The organism is Filimonas effusa, from assembly GCF_004118675.1.
Lineage (GTDB): Bacteria > Bacteroidota > Bacteroidia > Chitinophagales > Chitinophagaceae > Filimonas > Filimonas effusa.
Map to the genome: position 1 here is coordinate 221,060 of NZ_SDHZ01000002.1, position 20,287 is coordinate 241,346.

Consider the following 20,287-nt stretch of genomic DNA (forward strand, 5'->3'; position numbering starts at 1 on the left):
TATAAAGACAATAGCCATACCATTATGGGCTGAATTATCCAGCGAAGCAAAGCCCGGGCAGGTTCTATTCAGCAAAGGATTGAAACCTAGTAACAGACGCCATAAGTGCACGGCTAATAGCCGAAGCCGAAATACAGGCCACGAAGATGATTGGCCATACAAGCACACCTATGGTTAGGAGTATCTACGATACAAACAACAAAATCCGTTGGAGCGACCTGATAAAAGAGGTTAAAAACAAATTCGCATAATAATCGTTATCTCCCCGGGGAAAAGATCCTCCGGGGAGATAACATTCTATTGAAAATGATAATTTATCTACCTAAGACCTGAATTTCGTAAGTCTGCAGCAGGAGTTATATGACAGTTGTCAGTTTATTTTGATTGTTTAGTTTCTACCTCGGCCAGCCGCTTTTTTACTTCAACTAATTCTTTGTTTTGCTCAGTGATTTGTTTGTTTTGCTGGATAATATAGAGGGTAAGTTCCTCAATCTTTTTCAGAAGTAGCACCTGGTTGTCGCCGAGATCGAGGCCATCCTTTTTCACTTCAGCGGCGGAGGGGACTTCGGGAAGGTGTTTATTTTCTTTGATGAAGGTTTCGACATGAGAAAGTGATGGGAGTTGGTAGGAAGAGTCGAAAACATAGTCGGCCCAGGCTTGTTGGGTTATCTTTATTTTTCGAGCACCTACTGTCCCTTCTACAGCAAGCCTATAACTTCCGGGATTTTCAGTACCTATTCCTACATTACCACCGTTGGGAACCAAAGTAATTTTGCCATTTTCACCATAATTTGCCATTTTCACCATAATAGATACCCATCATTTCAAATCCACCATTTCCGACATTATTATGCGTCTGAAATGAAAAAGCTTTGCCATTTGCACCTTGCACCGTACTCCAGGCCCTGCTTTGAAACACCATTGCAGAATAATCATTTGTTTGGAAGCTTGCTCCATGAAAGGTATTCGCGTCATTCATTTTTATATCACCATTTACATCCAGCTTATAAGCAGGGGAAGTCGTACCTATTCCAACATTAGCGTTTTCTTTTATCCAAATAGGATAGCCAGCTGATGCGCTTTGATAAAAGACCATTTCCCCATTTTCACCTGCTGAAAACTCATTATGGTTTATTCCCCTTTTAATCTGAAAACCACCATCGCTCGCATTTGCCAATATTTTTCCAGCAACTTCCAATTTCTGAGTTGGAGAAGTTGTTCCTATGCCTACGTTGCCGTTGGGAAAGCTAGATGCGACGTAATTTCCACTTTTAGCAAAAAGCATGGCAGGTATTGCATTATTATCATCAGCAACATTTATTATTCCTGCACTAGATCCGGCATTGTAGAATTGAAGAACTTTTGCTCCAATAGTTAATACGTTTGTACCAGTACCAACATTTATATTCCGATCTGTAACATTTCCAGTTTCTGTCACTTGTTGCAGTGAAGGAGTTTGTGCGCTAGAAAAAAAAGCCGCCATAAGGTAGAGTGGTAGAAAAATCATTTTTTTCATAGAAAAGAGTTTAGGTTATTGAATTGCAGGCAATGTAACAAAAAAGCCCTGGCAGGACAACCGGGGCATATTCAGGATACAAGAGCTATCATATTACTCTGGCTGCTTTACTTCGATATCTGATACACGTTTTTTCAATTCCGTAATCTCTTTGTTTTGCTGGATGATATACAAGGTAAGCTCTTCTATTTTCTTTAGAAGTACAACCTGGTTATCGCCGAGATCGAGGCCGTCTTTTTTTACCTCTGTAGCAGAGGGGACCCCGGGAAGGTGTTTGTTTTCTGTGATGAAGGTCTCGACGTGAGAAAGCGATGGAAGCTGATAAGAAGAATCGAAGACATAATCGGCCCAGTTTAGCTGCGTCACTTTTATCTTACGTGTTTTTATATTGCCGTTTACATTCAACTCCCGCTGCTCCGCAGTTGTACCTATATTTACAGAGCCCGTGACGCTTCCTCCAGAAAGCGACAAATAGGATGAAGGATTAAAGTTTCCTGAATGCCATATCTCATTCCATTGTTTCCAACCATCGGCACCAGTTCTGAAAAACGCCCTATTCGGCTGATTATAATCGCCTCCTACTATCTGGAATCCCCTTGCATAATTACCTTGCTGGAAAACAGAATTTGATCTTGGTTCTCCTGGATTATATCCATATGGATTGTTATTGGGTGCAGGATCGAACCTAAAAATTCCACCTTGATCAATACCCGGGTTAACAGTATTAAAATCTAACGTGGGATTGCTTCCAGAAATAACAGGAATTAAATTCCCTTTGTGCCAGACTTCATTGCCCCCTTGCATTAAAATCCCAGAAACATTAGCGGAGCCGTTCACATCCAGCTTATAAGCCGGGGAAGTTGTTCCTATGCCTACATCCCCATTACCTTTGAGAGTGAGCAGATCGGCTGTCTGATATCCATTATTATATAAATGACTGAAAACAAAGTCAGTGGTCTTGGTCTCTGCTCTGTAAATGTTTCTGATTTTACCAGTGATAGCAAACATATCTTTCCATGAAATGTTTTTTGAAATATTGTCAGAGTATGTACCCTCCAGTGTTATAAAGTCTTTCGATTCATTGCCACTTGTAATGACACTGCCTCGTTCTGTTACAGTTTGCAGTGTTTCACCGGTTTGGGAAAAAGAGGTATAGAAAGCGATAGATAAGAATACAAGGCCGAACATTTTTTTCATAGTAAAGAGTTTAAGTTTTTGAAGTGTAGGCAATGTAACAAAAAAGCCCTGGCAGGACAACCGGGGCATATTCAGGATACGAGATCCATCACGTTATTGTGGCTGCTTTACTTCGATATCTGATACACGTTTTTTCAATTCCGTAATTTCTTTGTTTTGCTGGATGATATACAAGGTAAGCTCTTCTATTTTCTTTAGAAGTACAACCTGGGTATCGCCGAGATCGAGGCCGTCTTTTTTTACCTCTGCAGCAGAGGGGACCTCGGGAAGGTGTTTGTTTTCTGTGATGAAGGTTTCGACGTGAGAAAGCGATGGAAGCTGATAAGAAGAATCGAAGACATAGTCGGGCCAGCCGATTTGAGTGACTTTTATTTTTTTTGTTGTTATATTGCCATTAACAGCAAGCTTGCTCTGGGGCGTAGTTGTACCTATACCAATATTACCCTGAAAGAAGCCGCTACCATCTGCTTTCAGCTCCATAAGTTTCTGCCAGGTATCAACGCGCTCTATGTCAAGAATGTTCCTTGCGGCTTCTACATCTTCTTTAAATACTGTCATAATAAACCTTCCACCATTGGGATCAATCCTGGTCCAACCATTAGGGTTAGCTACTATTCCAGAAGTACCTCCGGCATCCACGTATGGTGTGTAAAACCTTACCAAGCCTTCCGATCTTATATTACCCATTACATGCAGTTTTTCAACGGGCGAAGTTGTTCCTACACCTACGTTGCCATCGGGCAAGACTATTGCCCTTATCAGTCCTTTAGTAACTAAACTAACAGGGTTATTCCCGTCGCCGCCAACACCGGTGCCTGTACCTGCATTCCCAAATTCCAGGTAGCCATTTCGAACACTACCTGCATTGTTATAACCGGCGATAAAACCTGAACTTCTATGTAGCCGAAGCACTTCATCTCCAGAACCCACACTTAATGTAATTGGATTAGTTGTAATGCTCCCCCTATCAGTAACACTCTGTAAGGTTTCCTGGGCAAAAGAATAATTTAAGACGACGCTACCTGCTATCAAAAGGGCAATCACTTTTTTCATAGTAAAAGTTTAGGTTATTGAATTTCAGGCAAGGTAAGAAAAAGCCCCGCTACTGGCAGGGCTTTACAACTAATGCGAAATAAAACAAGGAGTTAAAGTATATTAGTGGTTATCAGTACCCGGATGATTTGCCTGCAATGCAGCAATCTGCTTTTCCATGCTCTCTATCTTTTTATTTTGCTGGCTGATTTGCTTATTTTGACCGATGATATATAAGGTCAATTCTTCTATCTTTTTTAATAAAATGGCTTGATTTTCTCCAAGATCAAGGCCTTCCTTTTTTACCTCTGCAGCGGAGGGTACTTCGGGGAGGTGTTTGTTTTCTTTGATGAAGGTTTCGACGTGAGAAAGCGATGGGAGCTGGTAAGAAGAATCAAAGACATAGTCGGGCCAGCCGATTTGAGTAACTTTTATTTTCCTTGTTGTTATATTACCATTCACCGACAAGTTCTTCTGAGATGCCGTTGTACCAATTGACATATTGCCGTAATTCACCTGGTTTCCAGAGAGGGTAAGATCGCCGTTAAAGTGACTGGTTCCATTGTCGAATAATTGAAGCTGCGGGCCGCCATTTGTTCCATTAGCATGATATTTCCAGAAACAAAGAGCGTCACCATATGTACCTGTCATATTGTAAAGCTTCCAGCAGTTTGCGCCCTGTCCCGTTTTTGAATTGTTAATAAGGGTGACAGCGCCTCCTTCAGGCGAATTCATTTCAGTAATGAGTTGCCCACTTGTATAAGCATCACCAGCTACTGTTAATTTGTAACCCGGCGAAGCTGTTCCTATACCCACGTTGCCATTACCCTGGACGGAGAATGCAGTATTTCCTCCCGAACCATTTTGTCTACCAGTAAGACCATAATTTACTCTTAACAGAATATCTGAAGGATTAGAACTGGTGCTGCCTATAAAAATACCGTTCTGATCGGTAGTAAATCCGCCTACATACCCGCTATTTGTGCCAATCAAATCTGCCTGTAATTTTGCAAACGGAGAAGCCGTCCCTATGCCGACATTACCGGCAGACTCATTATTTATAATAATATTATATCCATTGCGACTACCGATATACATATGATCGCCTTCAGCGAGCATGCTATTATAGTCGAACCGCAAACGACGGTCTCCTGTTATATTTTTCAACCACAATATGGGATAAGCAGCAGTTCCTTCTGTATTCTGTAGCAGTAATTCTCCGTTGGCAACATGCAGTTTTGCCAATGGAGAATTCGTTCCAATTCCTACATTTCCACTTGTGGGGAATGTATTTTGAGAAAACACTGATGTGCTGTGTAAAATGAGGATCAACAAAAAGCAATACAGTCTCGCTTTTTTTTTCATAGAAAAGAGTTTAGGTTTTTGAATTGGAGGCAATATAAAAGGCCTGGTGTAAAAACACTCAGGCCATTTTTACGAAAAAACACATCAGGCAAAATAGGATTATCTGTACACTCACAGAATGACAATTATCATGTTAAACAGTTTCAGAAAAAGTTGAAGGGCGTTATAGTCCTAATATTAGCCAGGTGCTTTTACTTTTATGAGTCCCATAGCTCGCCCAAACTGAATAAAAACAATAAAAACCAGTAAATTCCGGCAGCCACCTCGTTTCTATCGCGTACGAGACATAACAATTACCAAGTTATTTTGATTGTTTGGCTTCCATTTCAGCCATCCGCTTTTCCATTTGCTCTATTTTTTTGTTTTGTTGGATGATATAGAGGGTAAGCTCTTCTATCTTTTTAAGGAGTACAGCCTGATTATCTCCGAGATCAAGGCCTTCCTTTTTCACCTCTGCAGCGGAGGGAACTTCGGGGAGGCGTTTGTTTTCTTTGATGAAGCTTTCGACATGTGATAACGATGGGAGTTGATAAGAAGCATCAAAAACGTAGTCTGCCCAGGTTTCCTGGGTTACTTTTATTTTGCGAGCGCCAACCGTGCCTTCAACGGCTAGTTTGTATTCCATGGGATTTGTAGTCCCTATTCCTACATTCCCATTCGGCTTGATCCTCATACGTTCAGCAATTCCGGTATTAAAACTAAGAAATGTTCCATTTTCTGCATTTAACACTACGCTAGTCCCGGTGTTAAATTGAAGATACCCGGTGCGAACAGTACTTGTATTATCCCAGCCAGAAATATAACCATTTGGGTTAGTAACTCTTAAACCTTCCGCGTTACTTGTGTAGAGGGCGCCTGAAAATCCTGCTTCCCCGTTTACGTGGAGCTTAAAAGCAGGAGAAGCTGTTCCTATGCCAACGTTGCCATTATCCATCAGCGTTAAGCGGCTATGGCATAACCCGCCTCCACATCCCTGGTTATCATAGGCCCAGAATTGAAGACTATTTCCATAGACGCCAGTCATGTTGAATAACCGCCATGAACTTGCGGTACCATTGGCTGTTTTTGCGGCATTGGAAAGAGTTAGCGCCCCTCCAACATCTCCAGACCTGCTACTTATACATTCCCCCCTTACAATTGCATCACCATTAACATCGAGTTTATAAACAGGAGAGGTTGTTCCTATACCGACATTACCGCCTTGGCTGTTCAACACCAACGGTATATTATAGCCTACTGCATGATATGAAGGTTGAATCAACGCATATCCCCCATTTAAATGATTGCCAAAAGCGTTAAGAGAAACCTTGGCATCCCCGACGGAAATATTTCCACTATTGACATTTAAGTAGGCACCATTTAATATTTCTATGCTATTTGATGTACTGTTACCATTGGAAGTAACTGTCTGCAGCGTTTGAGAAAAAGAGTGATTAAAGGCAAATAAGAGTAACAGCAGGTTGATCATTTTTTTCATAGTAAAAAGTTTAGGTTTTGAATTGCAGGTAAGGCAGCAAAAGTATGGCCTATAGACAGAGTGTTTACAGCTGGTTAAGAGAAAGCAATCAGACAGCAGCAGTAACAGTTAATATTTCCTCTGATTTTCTTTTAGTTCGGCTATTTGCTTATCCAGGCTCTCAATCTTCTTGTTTTGATTGATAATATACAAGGTCAATTCTTCTATCTTCTTTAATAAAATAGCTTGATTATCTCCGAGATCAAGGCCTTCCTTTTTTACCTCTGCAGCGGAGGGAACTTCGGGGAGATGTTTATTTTCCTGAATGAATTTTTCTACATGGGAAAGAGGAGCTAGCTGATAGGAGGAATCGAAGACATAATCGGCCCACCCTTCCTGGGTTACCTTGATTTTAAGAGTAGTAATTGTTCCATTTACAGCAAGCTTTGATTGCGGATTAGATGTACCTATTCCAACATTTCCGCCATTGAGATAGCTATTACCAAATGTACTTAAATAAACTACCTTCTGCCCTTGATGACTTACAGCAAATGCACGCTCACCAGCACTATTGTGTGTCATCCATTCCAGAACTCCGTCGGCTGGTGAATAAAGTTTTTTATCAGCAGAATTATGATCAAAACCGATGCCACCTCCTTTAATTGTTAATTTCTGGTCCGGATCGGCCACGCCGATACCTACGTTTCCACCAGCAGGATTCAAAAGAAGACTCTTCAGGATACTTCCTGAAAAATTAAAACATTGCAACCCATCTGCACCGACTTTCATTCGCAAATCAGCAGGAGCGTAATGTATGTAGGCATTTGTAGCAATACTTGCATCCCCGTTTACATCCAGCTTATAAGCAGGAGAGATTGTTCCTAATCCCACATTGCCATTGCTGGAAATCCGCATAAGATCCGTCCTAACATTATCCGTTGTACTTTCCTGAAACGAGAATCCGCCACCACCCTGACCTCTTTGATTTTTAAAATAAGTCATCCCCCCACCTCCATCATCATTCCAGCTAACATAGGCGCCTTGCCCAGATACAATATTATTGAGATGAACTGACCCTATTCGCCCATTACCATTGACATCCAGCTTATAAGCAGGAGACGAGGTACCAATTCCTACATTGCCATTTTCTTGAATTGTAAGTAAATCACTTATGACCGCACTATTAAAAAGCCGTGCACTGGCATCTCTTGAATACCAAGTCCATAGCCTACCAGAAATATTACGATCTTTAAAATTGAACCCAGCGTACTGACCGTTAGAGGTGAATTCGTTCGCTATAATAATATTATCCGTTGTACTTCCTCTATCTGTCACGCTTTGTAATGTTTCACCTGTTTGAGAAAAAGAGGAATTGAAGAAAAAGAAGAAGATTACAAGGCCGATGACTTCTTTCATAGTAAAGGGTTTAGGTTATTAGATGCAGGCAAGGTAGTGGTAAAAACCTTCTTCAGGAAGTTCTTTTACCACTAATACGAAATAAAATAAGAAGTTAAACCACATTAGTGATTATTAGTATCTGGATGATTTTCCTGCAATGCAGCAATCTGTTTTTCCATACGCTCTATCTTTTTGTTTTGCTGGCTAATTTGTTTGTTTTGACCGATAATATATAAGGTCAATTCTTCTATCTTCTTTAATAGAATGGCTTGGTTATCGCCGAGGTCAAGGCCATCTTTTTTTACTTCTGCAGCGGAGGGGACTTCGGGAAGGTGTTTATTTTCCTGAATGAATTTTTCTACATGTGATAGGGGAGCCAACTGATAGGAGGAGTCGAAAACATAGTCGGCCCATCCTATTTGAGTGACTTTTATTTTTTTTGTTGTTATATTTCCATTCACTGCAAGTTTGCTCTGGGGATTCGGCGTTCCTACTCCCACATTACCGCCATCGGGCGCCAGGCAAACAGTAGCTCCTCTTAAAGAAAGAGGTTGCAATATTGATGTTGTTGGATCTACAGAAGAAATGGTATTATTACCAGTATTAGCGAAATATATTTCATTGCCATTTGATATCCGAATTTTACCGTTGGCTACTTCGAACTTCTCACCCGGATTACTCGTTCCTACACCTACATTTCCTCCCATCGGATTTAATAAAAGGTTTTTGAGCGTAGTTCCGGAATAATTAAATACCTGGAATCCTTCGGCTCCTACTTTCAGTTTAATATCCATCGGGCTATAATGAACAAAAGCACTTCCTGCAATATTTGCTTCACCATTTACATCCAGCTTATATGCCGGGGCGGTTGTACCTATGCCAACATTTCCGTTCAAAATGCTTGTTGTAAGAGCTTCTATATATAAAGGCTTAAATTGGTTTGTCTGCCTATCGTGGGATACCACACTTCCTCTACCTTCATGGTAATACAATTCCAGTGCGGGGCCGCCAATAAGATTATTACTTCCCGTTACCCTCAAGGCGTTGCTCGTTTTATTATCTAAGTCAGTAACGCTCTGAAGAGTTTGAGAAAATGCAAAATGAAAGGCAAGGGAAAATACAAGCAGGCTGACTACTTTTTTCATAGTAAGAGTTTAGGTTATTGAATTTCTGGCAATATAAAAAAGCCTGGTGTAAAACACTCAGGCCATTTTATGAAAACACTTCAGAGAAAATAGGATTTCTATGCATTCATGGTATGACAATTATCATGTCGAGCAGTTCTGCAAGAAGTTGTAGCTCTACAACAAAAGGAACAATAATATCAATCTACCAGGTTATTTTGATTGTTTAGCTTCCATTTCAGTCATCCGCTTTTCCATTTGCTCCATTTTCTTGTTTTGTTGGATGATATAGAGGGTAAGCTCTTCTATCTTTTTAAGGAGTACAACCTGGTTATCACCGAGATCGAGACCGTCTTTTTTTACTTCGGCGGCAGAAGGGATTTCGGGGAGGTGTTTGTTTTCTTTGATGAAGGTTTCAACATGTGATAACGATGGGAGTTGATAAGAAGAATCGAAGACATAGTCGGCCCAGGCTTCCTGCGTCACCTTTATTTTGCGGGCGCCTATCGTCCCCTCAACAGCTAATTTGTAAGAACCAGGCTCTTTAGAGCCTATGCCGACGTTTCCATTGGGAAGAATAGCCACAGCGTCGTTTCCGTAACCTGCCATCAAATACAATGGGTGAGCTGATTCTGTTCCTATCCTACCGGCTGCCGCACCCCAGATATTATGGGAGAAGATGCCTGTTTTAACCGAATTACTTGTCACCAGCAACTTGGCATTGACATCGCCATGCAGATCCAACACCTTCTGCCATCCCTGCGTATTGTTAGGAGAAGTTGTTCCTATACCAACGTTACCATCTGAAGTCAAAATCAGCCCAGGACGATACACCAGCTGACTATAGCTTGAAACCACAGGTGCATATTTTATTTGAAATCCTAGTGCATCATCTACGTCTGTTGTAAGCTTGATTCCGTAAGAACTCAACATATCCACATGATTTACAAACTCAATTGCAGATGCTCCATTTCCGAATTGCCCTATTTTTAAATTTTCAAAATTATACATGCCGGGGATAGCTATTTTATGATTGTAACCATTGTTGGAATTACCTATCTGAAGCGTTTCGTTTGGCATAGTTGCACCTATACCGACCCTTCCTGTGAAGGGTTGCAATACAAAAGGCGCTCCGCCGTCATAAGTATCAATGTAGCCATAAGGTGCACCCGAATTGTGCCGCCACCCGAGGAAAGATGATTGTCCGGAAGCCATCGAGCGGCCTACACCCAAAGAAACCCCTTCGGCCTGGGGAACCAGAAACGTATTTCCACGTTCGGCAACGGTTTGTAAGGTTTCCTGGCAAAAAGAATAGCTGGATAGAATAATCATAAACAATAAGCCGATCATTTTTTTCATAGTAAGAGTTTAGGTTATTGAATTGACGGTAATATAAAAAAATGCCCCGGCAGAAGTACGGGGCATTTTTAATATTTGTAATTATTTCAGCGAAGTAGCGTCCGTTTGAATTCAGGAAGGACCGTAGCGAGACACATGAACATAGTTAATCATGCTCTTTTCAGTGATTGACGAGTTGCGTGTCGGTGCATAGACCACGCATATGGTATTATTACCTATTACGTTTTCCCCTACCATCTTCCGACACGGCGAAACTTATGGACTGGCGCTGCCGGTAACGTACAGGCTTGCCTTGTATGGTAGCCGGAAACCAGCGCGGGCTCTTTTTTATAACACGCATCACTTCTTCTCCCGTTCCATATCCCGGGTCTTCCAATATTTTAACTTCAGAAACACTTCCATCTTTTTCAATCAGAAAGGCTACCACAACTTTATGCAAACCAACAGGCGCCCCATTTTTAGCAGCCACCTCTTTCCGGAGATGTTTCGCTAAAAATTCCCTGAAAGCGGCATCTCCTCCCGGAAATTTAGCGCCAACCGAATCAGCTCTTGTGACGGGTTTCGCCGGAAGCGTGTCCTGTGCATGCAGTTGATGGAACCCTATAAAAAATAGTATACAGTATAGAAGCTTCATAGTACCAAGATACTCATATCCGGGCAATTTACTGTTGATTGGGCTGACAATTGTCATTTAATTTGATTGTTTTGATTCTACTTCGGCCAACCGCTTTTCCATTTGTTCCATTTTCTTGTTTTGTTGGATGATATAGAGGGTAAGCTCTTCTATCTTCTTTAGAAGAACAGCCTGGTTGTCACCGAGATCGAGACCGTCTTTCTTTACTTCGGCGGCGGAGGGGACTTCGGGGAGGTGTTTGTTTTCCTGGATGAATTGTTCAACATAGGAAAGCGGAGCAAGTTGGTAAGAGGAGTCGAAGACATAGTCGGCCCAAGTAGTATGATCTACCTTTATTTTCCTGGTACGGATACCGGTTTCTACAAACAGACGGTAACCTGCGTCAGAAACGTTATTGGTTCCTATCCCCAGCCTGCCGTCATAACTAAAGACAAAGCCCTTTTCCAAGGTTACCGGATTGGTTATTGCTAAATTATTCATCCCAGAGGCATAAGCATTTATACCGATGGTCCATTGCCTTGCATAAGAGGTTCTTGATATAACCTTGCCGGTTCCGTTACATGCAAGCGTAAAAGAAGCTTCACCATCAAGAGGGTTTAAAATCTGCAATTGCCCATAAAGATATTCAGGACTTGAAACTATTATTCTCCCACCTACCTGCAACTGTGCAGCAGGTGCAGCATTACCGATACCAATTCCAACACTTCCATTTGGAAAATTTGAGTATTCCGATTGAAAAACTAACGGCTTCAAGATAGAATTAGACCTATCGTAAGATGATAAGTAAGTAACATTATTCCTATAATACAATTCTGCCGCCGGACCGCCTGAAAGATTAAAATCACCGGTCACCCTTATTGAATTAAGGGTATTGTTCCCCCTACCTGTGACACTGTGTAAGGTTTCTGCTTCCTGAGCAAAAGAGGTATTAATGACAAAAGAGAAAGCCACCAGGCTGAGTACTTTTTTCATAGTAAAGGTTTAGGTTATTGAGTTACCGGCAAGGTAATAAAAATCTGTAGCCCGGCTGTATTCGTGTTTTGCGCAGCAAGGTATGCAATGGTATGATTCTATGGCCTACGATGGGATGAATAAAGGAATGGGCTTAACATTCAGTTCACATGGCGCGGGTATTTTGCAGGTCTTAACAGGTCAACTGCTATGGAGCGGCCAATGCATATACAAGACAGCGTGCAGGATTGGATGCAGGGAAATGAAGCTGCTTTTGAAGCGGTATTCTATCATTACTACCCGCGACTCAAGCGTTACCTGGTGCGCTATATCAAATCTGAGGCCGGCGCAGAAGATATGGCCATGGAGGTGCTTACCAAACTGTGGCAGAAGAAAGAAGCCCTGCGGGATAGTAATACTTTTGAAAACTACTTGTTTACCATGGCCCGCAACCGCATGATCAACCAATTGCGGGTGAAAATAAATGAATGGCTTTCGCTGGAAAACCTGGCAGAAGGGGCGGCAAATGAGCATTATGATCCCCTGTTACTTAAAGAGCTTGAAAATGTTTATCACGAGAGTGTAGCCGTACTACCCGCCCAACGAAAGACCATATTCATGCTGCACCGCAATGAAAATCTCACCTATAACGAAATTGCCCAACGGCTTGGCATTTCACCCAAGACCGTGGAAAATCAACTTTCGGCGGCGCTGAAGCAATTGCGGCTGGCAATGGCACAATATCTCACCAGTATTATACTGTAAGCTCCTCTATTAGCCTGCAGCTTCCCATATTAACGAATTGTTACCGATAGGGGTAAAGCACCCGGCTTGTGTATGCTGTATGTAATATGTCCCGATTCATGCAGCAACAACCAATAGACAGGCAATTATTAACAACTTATCTTAAAGGGGATTGTACTCCCGGGCAACTACAACAGGTAAAGCAATACTTTGAAGCGCCGCAGTATAAAGAAAGTCTTGAAGCGTTTTTGCATGAGGACTGGCTGCGACAGGCTGCTATTCCGGTAGCGGTAACTCCGGATGTTGCAGACCAGTTTCAAAGGTTCAGGGTTGCTACCGGGCAGCAGGTTGAAACGACTGTTGTTACCCTACGGAAATGGAGGGGGCTGCGGGGTGTGGCGGCGGCGGCTTGTGTGGCCGTAGTTGCGGTGGCGGGATGGTTGTTATATCATTCTTATGGCCCGACACAGGAGGCAGTTGTTGCTACGCAATGGAAAACTTTAACCACCAAGCCTGGAAAGGTTAGCGAGGTGATGCTGCCAGATTCATCGATGGTATACCTGGGACCCGCTTCTACACTGCGTTATAACGAGGGATATCCTGCTAAGAACCGGCAACTATACTTACAAGGTGAGGCCTATTTTATTGTACAGCACCGCGAAGGGCCTGCTTTCACCGTTACTACGGGGCGTTTAACTACGGTTGATATTGGTACCGAGTTCAATATTTCTTATCATCCTCAGCAGGCTGCTATTGCTGTGGCGGTTGCCAAAGGGAAAGTAGAGGTGTTACAGCAAACAGCTTCCCATACCGTGACAAGCCGTTCTCCTTTAACAGCCAGCCAATGCCTGTATTACGACACGGCTACGGCTGCCATCCGGTTTGGTAATACAGCTCCTGATTTAATCGGGGCCTGGCGAAAAGGGATCCTCCATTTCAGGAATACAACCTTGCAGGAGATGGCGTTACAACTGGAGCGTTATTACAATATACAAATCCGCTTCAGCGATGATATGCTTGCAAAAGAACGGATCACTACCGTGTTGCGGAGAAGATCGCTACCTGATGCTTTACAGGTGCTGTCGATGACGGCTGGGGTTCATTGCAGCCGTAAAGGTGATACTGTATGGATAAAAAAAAGTTCCGCTTTGTTAGAAAGCGGAACTGCTAAATAGTTTCTGAACGGTGTGGAGGGCAATCCATTGACCGTTCCCTATCAACCATAAAACAAGTTTTAAAAGTATGCAAAAAAGACGAATGGGCAAACCAGTAATCTTACTGTTATTGCTGCTATGTACTATGGCATCCTACGCGCAGGATGGGTACAAGAAAATTTCTGTACAGTTCAAAGGCGCTTCCTTACAACAGGCCTGCGCTGAACTGGAAAGGCTCTCAGGCTTCAGCTTTTCTTATACAGAAGCCAATGCACGTTTATACGGCAAAAAAATCAGCCAGTCTTTTACCAATCAAAGCTTACCGCAGATCCTGGATAAGATCTGCGAAGGCACGCCTGTCAGGTGGACACAAAAGGATGGTCTTGTATTTTTGTACGTGCCGCCGGTGAACCGCACGCCTGTTAAAACGGCCCCCAAGCCCGGAACCATCAGCGGTATCGTCACCGATGAAGAAACAGGTTTGCCTGTAGCGGGTGCCTCGGTTAAAGCTGGCAACGCCAATGCCATCACTGGAGAAGATGGCAGTTATTCTTTAGCGCTGGAAGACGGCAGCTATACGTTGCAAATACATCACCTGAATTATACTTCCAGGCAACTGGCAGGCATTCGTATTACCAGGCTGACGCCTGTGGTGATGGACGTTTCTGTAAAAAATGTAAATAATGCACTGAACGAGGTGGTGGTAGTTGGCTATGGCACTCAAAAGAAAGCGAATGTTACCGGCTCTGTTTCTGTTATCAATGGCAACCAGATTGAAAGGCGACCGAATACATCTACTTCCAATGCACTGCAGGGTCTTGCTCCGGGTGTTACGGTTACTTCGCAGACAGGATCTCCCGGTGGCGATGGCGCTCAAATAAGAATAAGAGGCATTAATTCATTCGGAGGTTCGAGCAGTAGTCCACTTGTCATTATTGACGGGGTAGCCGGCTCTATAGACGATGTGGATGTTAATCTTATAGAATCTATCTCGATATTAAAAGATGCGGCATCCTCTGCTATTTATGGTTCAAGGGCAGCTAATGGCGTTATACTGATCACTACCAAAAGAGGTAAAGACCAGCTATCAGTAAACTACAAGGGATTTGTTGGTAAACAAAAAGCCACCGCCATTCCCAAGGTTACGGATGGATTGACTTATATGCGCGTATTCAACGATGCGAGTATGAACGATAACGGCACCAAAATTTACAGTGATGCAGACATCGAAGATTTCAGAAAGAAATATGAGGCTGATCCTAAAAATTATGACTGGCAGGACGCTATTCTACAGGGAAGCGGTATGATGCAGCATCATTTTATTTCATTAACTGCGAATAGCGGCATTATTCGTATCACACCTTCTTTGAGTTATGTAGACCAGGAGGGCATTATTAAAAACACCAATTTTAAAAGATATATCTTCCGCAACAACCTGGATATAACGCCAAGTAAGCGATTTTATATTAAAGCAGATGTAGCTGTTACCAATAAAAACAGGAAACAGATTGCGGATGAAGGCACCATCTGGAATTACCTGGGACGCATGCCTACGAATATTCCCATCCGCAATGGAGCGCGCTGGTCGGACGGCTGGGTAAAAATCAACCCGGTAGGATACATCGAGGATGGCGGTAACCGCAAGGCGAATAACCTGGAGTTCTATGGCAATCTTAGCATCAACTATAAACCAGCAGACTGGCTCTCTTTTACGGGTATGTTTGCGCCACGTTATCTTACCAGCAATGTTCACCTGTTCAGGAAAAGTGTGATGACGTATTATGCTGATGGCTCTGAAGCGGGCGCAGGTAATACTTCCACAGAGTTAACAGAATCGGCATACAGATATTTCTATGGCACTTACCAGTTCCAGGCATCGGCTCAGAAAAGCTTTGGCGGGCATAATTTCAGTCTGATGGGCGGAACATCCCGGGAAACGTATGATGAGAAGTTATTGTCGGGTTACAGAAAAGATTTTGTGTACGATTCGTATGAGCAATTAACTGCGGGTGCAGACAATGCTACGAAAGACAATAACGGCTTGCAGAACCAGTGGATACTTGTGTCTGCCTTTGGCCGCTTTAATTATGATTTTAAGGGAAGGTACCTGGTAGAGGCCAATATACGACGTGATGGCACCTCCCGTTTCCGTGGTTCCAACCAATGGGCAACCTTTCCTTCTTTTTCTGCGGGATGGGTTATATCGAAAGAAAACTTCTGGCGTAGCTTAGCTCCTGCTGTAAAGATGCTGAAGGTCAGGGCTTCATGGGGCAAGCTGGGTAACCAGAACATTGGTTCTTCTTATTATCCTTTTGCAGAGGCATTATCGTTAGGCAGCGTTTCTATGGGGGGCAACATTTACCAGATGATTACGCAGTCAACCTTATCGAATGCCAATCTTCGCTGGGAAGAAACCGAGATGAAGGGTATTGGATTAGATGCCAACCTGTTCAGCAAATTATCGGTAACATTCGACTGGTATGATAAAAAGACAAATGGCATTCTGCTTAAGTTAAACACTTCGCAACTTACCGGCCTGGCTTCTCCTTACCAGAATGCAGCGGTGGTAAGTAATAAAGGCTGGGAACTTGGCGCCAGGTACGATAACAAGTGGGGAGATTTCCAGTTAGGGGTAGGCTTCAACCTGTCTGATGTAAAGAACAAAATAGTGGATATGAAAGGGCAAACCTCGGGCGATTTACTTCGCCAGCAGGAAGGGTCTTCCATTAACTCTATTTACGGATATATAGCAGATGGTTTATACCAGACGCAGGATGAAATTAATGCCGGCCCAACCCAGATCGGCACTTTAAAACCCGGCGATGTAAGATTCAAAGATCTTGCCGGCGCACTTGATGCAAACGGGAAAACAATACCTGATGGTAAAATCACTGATGCTGATAAAACAATCATTGGCAGCACCATTCCGAGATATACTTATGGAGGCAACCTTGATCTGGGATGGAAAGGTTTTCGTTTAAGCGCCTTTGTACAGGGTGTAGCGAAAGTTGATGGTTATTTAAATGCACATTATGTGATCCCTGCTGCCAACTCCAGCGCTGTTAAGCCATGGCAATTAGATTACTGGACGCCGGAAAACAGGGATGCGGCTTTACCACGAGTATCCGTCACCTCTACCAACAACACGCAAAACTCCACGTTGTGGATGAGAAGCGCCGCCTATTTCCGTCTTAAGAACGTTCAGTTGGGCTATGAAGTTCCGGCAGCCGTGTTAAATAAAATAGGATTAAAGAATGCGTTTGTATATGTAAATGGCCAGAACCTTTTCACTAAGACCAAATTTTACCAGGGATATGATCCTGAGATCAACTTTGACGCGGGCGCTACAGATGGCGTGTCGTTAGGCGCGGGCAACTACTATCCCCAGGTTAAGATCTTCACATTTGGCGTTGACATTAAATTCTAAACAATGAACTGTTTTTATAAAGTAACCAGAATGGCGGTGGTAGCATTGTGCTCCATCACTACCTTATACTCCTGCAGTACTGATCTTGAATCGCTCAACGGTCCGTCTACAGGTACTTTTCCTGCCAATGCCAATGAGGCCCAGATGGGACTGTATGGCGCTTATCAGAATATCAGTAAGCTTGATGCGGCCAGTACACCTATCTGGCATGTGATGGATAATATCACGGATATAGGTTATGCAAGGCCCGGCACGAACTACACCTCCCCTATCACAAGTGCTGTTGCAACCGACAATACTTTAGCCAATAAGCCCTGGCAAATTCATTATCAAACGATAGCCCGTTGTCATACTGTACTGGACAACCTGGATCGTATTAAAAGCTTCATGACAGAGGAAGCTTATAAACAACTGGATGCCGAGCTCCGTTTTATACGTGCGTATTGTTATTCACAACTCATAGAATTATATGGTGCTGTTCCATTGTTAAAGCATTCGGTTGATCTTAGCAGTGCCAGCGTACCTCAGACGCCGAAGGCAGAAACAGAGCAGTTTCTGCTGGATGAATTAAGCGCCATTGCAGAGAACCTGCCCGTTTCCCAGGCGGGCTTCGGAAATGTAAGAGCATCGAGAGTAGCGGCTTATATGTTGAAGGCAAGAGTTGCCTTGTATGCGAAAAAATATACCGATGCTGCTGCGGCGGCGAACCAGGCTATTACACTTTCATCGGGCATACATGATCTGACGGCCTTTAACAGCAGCATTAATTTTGCCGGTAAAGACCATACTGCGGGCGAACCAGAGCTATCCAATATTTTCGGCCACACCGGTTTCAAAACCAGTAAAGAATGGATATGGGTTGCAGAGTATAACCAGGCTATTCCGGGGAACACCCACAACCAGCAATACTATTCCGCTTCACGCTTAGGTAAAGGCGTTTGTTACTGGGGGCCTACGCAGGATTTAATCAATACTTTTCAGTGCAAGGACGGGTTACCGATTACAACATCGCCCCTGTATGATGCTGCAAAGCCTTTTGAAAACCGTGACCCGAGATTAGACATGTATTGCGCCCGTCCGCATGCACGTTATGCGGGCTACCAGTTTGAGCCTGCCACCAGTTTTTCAACAGTAAAAAATTACTGGCCTGTTATCAATGGCCAGGCAACTACTCCTTCCAATGTTACCAATACAGATGCTACGAATGCCTACAGATCGTTCAGTGGTTACCTGTGGCGCAAACCTATAGATCTTGCTGATTTTGCGACCACATCGGTAAGTGGCGTATCGGATCTGAATGTGGGTATTTTCCGGTTCGCGGAGTTGTTGCTTATTTATGCAGAGGCCAAGATAGAGGCGAATGAACTGGACAACTCGGTGTATGAAGCTATCAACCGTGTTCGCCGCCGTGCGCTGATGCCCGACCTGCCAAGCGGATTAACGCAGTCGCAACTGCGTACAGCCTTACGTTACGAGCGTAAGGTGGAACTGGCTAATGACGGACTCCGGTGGTATGATCTACGCCGCTGGGGAATTGCCAATAAAGTAATGAACGGTTATATTTATCTGAACCGGGATGCCAAGGCATGGACAAAGGCTGTTTTAACCGGTTTTGATGACAGCTATACTCCTATTTACAACCGTGCGGAAGCCATCAAATATTTTACTTCACAGGAAGTGATCTATGATGATAACAAAGATGGTTTGTGGCCTATTCCTAAATCTGAAATGGATGCCAACAAGCTATTAAAACAGAATCACGGCTATTAATTTCAAAAATCATTATCATGAAAAAGAGATTTTTAGGTTGCCTGTTCATTTTCTTACTGGCAACATCTGCCTCGTTCTCCCAGCAGAAGTATCAAAAGCCTGCGCTGGAGCAAAAAGGTTCGTGGTCGCTGATCATGGTGCCTGATCTGCAGAACTATGTCAAGTGGCAAAGGAACCAGCCGCTGGTGGACCTTATGATGGCATGGATCGCTGACAATATCGACACACTGAATATCAAGATGGTGATGGGTGTGGGTGACCTGGTAGAGAATGACGGCAAAATAACCAATGATTATGACGGCGACCAGACCTCTAAAAGCCAGTGGGAATGTGTGTCCCGGGCTTTCGGGAAACTGGACGGGAAGGTGCCTTATATTGCTGCAACGGGTAATCATGATTATAGTATTGACCCGCAGGGCAACCGCACATCTTCGTACAGCCATTTTTTCACTACAGAGAAAAATCACCTGAACCAGAAATACCTGGTTCAGAATACGCGTAATGAGCAGGGGCAGCCTACGCTGGAGAATTCGGCTTACGAATTGAAAGGATTAAATGGGAAGGACTACCTGTTCGTTACTGTTGAGTTTGGACCCAGGGATACCGTTCTTGCCTGGGCAAAAAACATAGCAGCCTTACCCCAGTATAAAAATCACAGGGTTATATTATCTACGCATGAATACCTGAATGAGAAAGACCAGCGTACTACCCGTGAAGTAAACTGGTTGTACTGGCAGCCTTACAACATAGATAATGTTATCCAGAAATCGCCCAAGGTAATATTACCGGGAGCCAATAACGGGCAGCAGGTATGGGAGAAAGTTGTACAACCTTCGTCCAACATTGAAATGGTATTATGCGGCCATATTTCCGGAGAAGGATACCGGAAGGATAAAAACAGTGCCGGCAAGAATGTTCACCAGATCTTATTCGATGCCCAGTCGTTGGGAGGAGGACACAGAGATGGAAACGGTGGTGACGGCTGGTTGCGGATACTTGAATTTTTTCCTGACGGCAAGACGGTAAAGGTTAAAACGTTTTCGCCTTTATTTGGGGTATCGCCAACTACCCAGCAGTTTGCCTGGAAAAAAGACAGCAGGAACGAGTATGTTATTTCGTTTGAGTAACCTTGGAATTGACCCCAAAGATGACTTTTGTGG

At 43.4% G+C, this 20,287-nt stretch carries 16 protein-coding genes; 5 read left to right on the forward strand and 11 right to left on the reverse strand.

The genetic code is table 11. From position 1 onward, the window contains the following. Positions 1-375: 375 nt before the first annotated feature. From ESB13_RS12290 to ESB13_RS12340, 11 genes are all read right to left on the reverse strand, one after another. Positions 376-798, reverse strand: a complete 423-nt coding sequence (locus ESB13_RS12290; RefSeq protein ID WP_164974192.1) for a hypothetical protein — start codon at positions 796-798, stop codon at positions 376-378. Then, the gene (locus ESB13_RS12295) at positions 782-1,516 is read right to left on the reverse strand and encodes a hypothetical protein (protein ID WP_129003682.1); all 735 of its coding nucleotides are present in this window, start codon (positions 1,514-1,516) and stop codon (positions 782-784) included. The genes ESB13_RS12290 and ESB13_RS12295 overlap by 17 nt, the downstream gene beginning before the upstream one ends. Before the next feature lie 93 nt (positions 1,517-1,609). Beyond that, on the reverse strand, positions 1,610-2,713 hold the full coding sequence (locus tag ESB13_RS12300; RefSeq protein ID WP_129003684.1) for a hypothetical protein: 1,104 nt from the start codon (positions 2,711-2,713) through the stop codon (positions 1,610-1,612). Positions 2,714-2,806: 93 nt separating this feature from the next. After that, a complete protein-coding gene (locus tag ESB13_RS12305; protein ID WP_129003685.1) occupies positions 2,807-3,766 on the reverse strand; it encodes a hypothetical protein in 960 nt (319 codons plus the stop codon). A gap of 102 nt (positions 3,767-3,868) precedes the next feature. Beyond that, positions 3,869-5,110, reverse strand: a complete 1,242-nt coding sequence (locus ESB13_RS12310) for a TMF family protein (RefSeq protein WP_129003687.1) — start codon at positions 5,108-5,110, stop codon at positions 3,869-3,871. 301 nt (positions 5,111-5,411) lie between these two features. Continuing rightward, complete coding sequence (locus ESB13_RS12315; RefSeq protein ID WP_129003689.1) at positions 5,412-6,587, reverse strand: tail fiber protein; 1,176 nt, start codon at positions 6,585-6,587, stop codon at positions 5,412-5,414. A gap of 108 nt (positions 6,588-6,695) precedes the next feature. After that, positions 6,696-7,982, reverse strand: a complete 1,287-nt coding sequence (locus tag ESB13_RS12320; RefSeq protein WP_129003691.1) for a hypothetical protein — start codon at positions 7,980-7,982, stop codon at positions 6,696-6,698. 104 nt (positions 7,983-8,086) lie between these two features. Then, the gene (locus ESB13_RS12325; protein ID WP_129003693.1) at positions 8,087-9,109 is read right to left on the reverse strand and encodes a hypothetical protein; all 1,023 of its coding nucleotides are present in this window, start codon (positions 9,107-9,109) and stop codon (positions 8,087-8,089) included. A gap of 192 nt (positions 9,110-9,301) precedes the next feature. After that, entirely contained in the window at positions 9,302-10,447 is a 1,146-nt protein-coding gene (locus ESB13_RS12330; protein WP_129003695.1) for a hypothetical protein, read from the reverse strand. Positions 10,448-10,658: 211 nt separating this feature from the next. Further along, complete coding sequence (locus ESB13_RS12335) at positions 10,659-11,081, reverse strand: energy transducer TonB (protein ID WP_220399666.1); 423 nt, start codon at positions 11,079-11,081, stop codon at positions 10,659-10,661. Between the two features lie 57 nt (positions 11,082-11,138). After that, a complete protein-coding gene (locus tag ESB13_RS12340) occupies positions 11,139-12,053 on the reverse strand; it encodes a hypothetical protein (RefSeq protein WP_129003699.1) in 915 nt (304 codons plus the stop codon). 189 nt (positions 12,054-12,242) lie between these two features. Between ESB13_RS12340 and ESB13_RS12345 the strand changes: the two genes are divergently transcribed. The 5 genes from ESB13_RS12345 (at position 12,243) to ESB13_RS12365 (ending at position 20,254) form a co-directional block, all read left to right on the forward strand. After that, positions 12,243-12,797 carry an RNA polymerase sigma-70 factor gene (locus tag ESB13_RS12345; protein WP_129003701.1) on the forward strand — a complete coding sequence of 185 codons (555 nt, stop codon included), beginning with the start codon at positions 12,243-12,245 and terminating at the stop codon, positions 12,795-12,797. 98 nt (positions 12,798-12,895) lie between these two features. After that, positions 12,896-13,951: a FecR family protein gene (locus ESB13_RS12350; RefSeq protein ID WP_164974193.1), complete on the forward strand. Its 1,056-nt coding sequence runs from the start codon at positions 12,896-12,898 to the stop codon at positions 13,949-13,951. 82 nt (positions 13,952-14,033) lie between these two features. Next, positions 14,034-17,357, forward strand: coding sequence for a SusC/RagA family TonB-linked outer membrane protein (locus ESB13_RS12355; RefSeq protein ID WP_220399667.1), 3,324 nt, complete (start codon positions 14,034-14,036; stop codon positions 17,355-17,357). A 3-nt stretch (positions 17,358-17,360) separates the two neighbouring features. Next, entirely contained in the window at positions 17,361-19,127 is a 1,767-nt protein-coding gene (locus ESB13_RS12360; RefSeq protein ID WP_220399668.1) for a RagB/SusD family nutrient uptake outer membrane protein, read from the forward strand. A 17-nt stretch (positions 19,128-19,144) separates the two neighbouring features. Then, positions 19,145-20,254 carry a metallophosphoesterase gene (locus tag ESB13_RS12365; protein WP_129003707.1) on the forward strand — a complete coding sequence of 370 codons (1,110 nt, stop codon included), beginning with the start codon at positions 19,145-19,147 and terminating at the stop codon, positions 20,252-20,254. The last annotated feature ends 33 nt before the right edge of the window (positions 20,255-20,287 follow it).

Coding starts and splice junctions, on each gene's coding strand:
- ESB13_RS12295 (WP_129003682.1), bottom strand. CDS start 1,516: ATGAAAAAAATGATTTTTCTACCACTCTACCTTATGGCGGCTTTTTTT.
- ESB13_RS12315 (WP_129003689.1), bottom strand. CDS start 6,587: ATGAAAAAAATGATCAACCTGCTGTTACTCTTATTTGCCTTTAATCAC.
- ESB13_RS12365 (WP_129003707.1), top strand. CDS start 19,145: ATGAAAAAGAGATTTTTAGGTTGCCTGTTCATTTTCTTACTGGCAACA.
- ESB13_RS12360 (WP_220399668.1), top strand. CDS start 17,361: ATGAACTGTTTTTATAAAGTAACCAGAATGGCGGTGGTAGCATTGTGC.
- ESB13_RS12355 (WP_220399667.1), top strand. CDS start 14,034: ATGGGCAAACCAGTAATCTTACTGTTATTGCTGCTATGTACTATGGCA.
- ESB13_RS12330 (WP_129003695.1), bottom strand. CDS start 10,447: ATGAAAAAAATGATCGGCTTATTGTTTATGATTATTCTATCCAGCTAT.
- ESB13_RS12345 (WP_129003701.1), top strand. CDS start 12,243: ATGGAGCGGCCAATGCATATACAAGACAGCGTGCAGGATTGGATGCAG.
- ESB13_RS12325 (WP_129003693.1), bottom strand. CDS start 9,109: ATGAAAAAAGTAGTCAGCCTGCTTGTATTTTCCCTTGCCTTTCATTTT.
- ESB13_RS12310 (WP_129003687.1), bottom strand. CDS start 5,110: ATGAAAAAAAAAGCGAGACTGTATTGCTTTTTGTTGATCCTCATTTTA.
- ESB13_RS12335 (WP_220399666.1), bottom strand. CDS start 11,081: ATGAAGCTTCTATACTGTATACTATTTTTTATAGGGTTCCATCAACTG.
- ESB13_RS12300 (WP_129003684.1), bottom strand. CDS start 2,713: ATGAAAAAAATGTTCGGCCTTGTATTCTTATCTATCGCTTTCTATACC.
- ESB13_RS12350 (WP_164974193.1), top strand. CDS start 12,896: ATGCAGCAACAACCAATAGACAGGCAATTATTAACAACTTATCTTAAA.
- ESB13_RS12340 (WP_129003699.1), bottom strand. CDS start 12,053: ATGAAAAAAGTACTCAGCCTGGTGGCTTTCTCTTTTGTCATTAATACC.
- ESB13_RS12305 (WP_129003685.1), bottom strand. CDS start 3,766: ATGAAAAAAGTGATTGCCCTTTTGATAGCAGGTAGCGTCGTCTTAAAT.
- ESB13_RS12320 (WP_129003691.1), bottom strand. CDS start 7,982: ATGAAAGAAGTCATCGGCCTTGTAATCTTCTTCTTTTTCTTCAATTCC.
- ESB13_RS12290 (WP_164974192.1), bottom strand. CDS start 798: ATGGCAAATTATGGTGAAAATGGCAAAATTACTTTGGTTCCCAACGGT.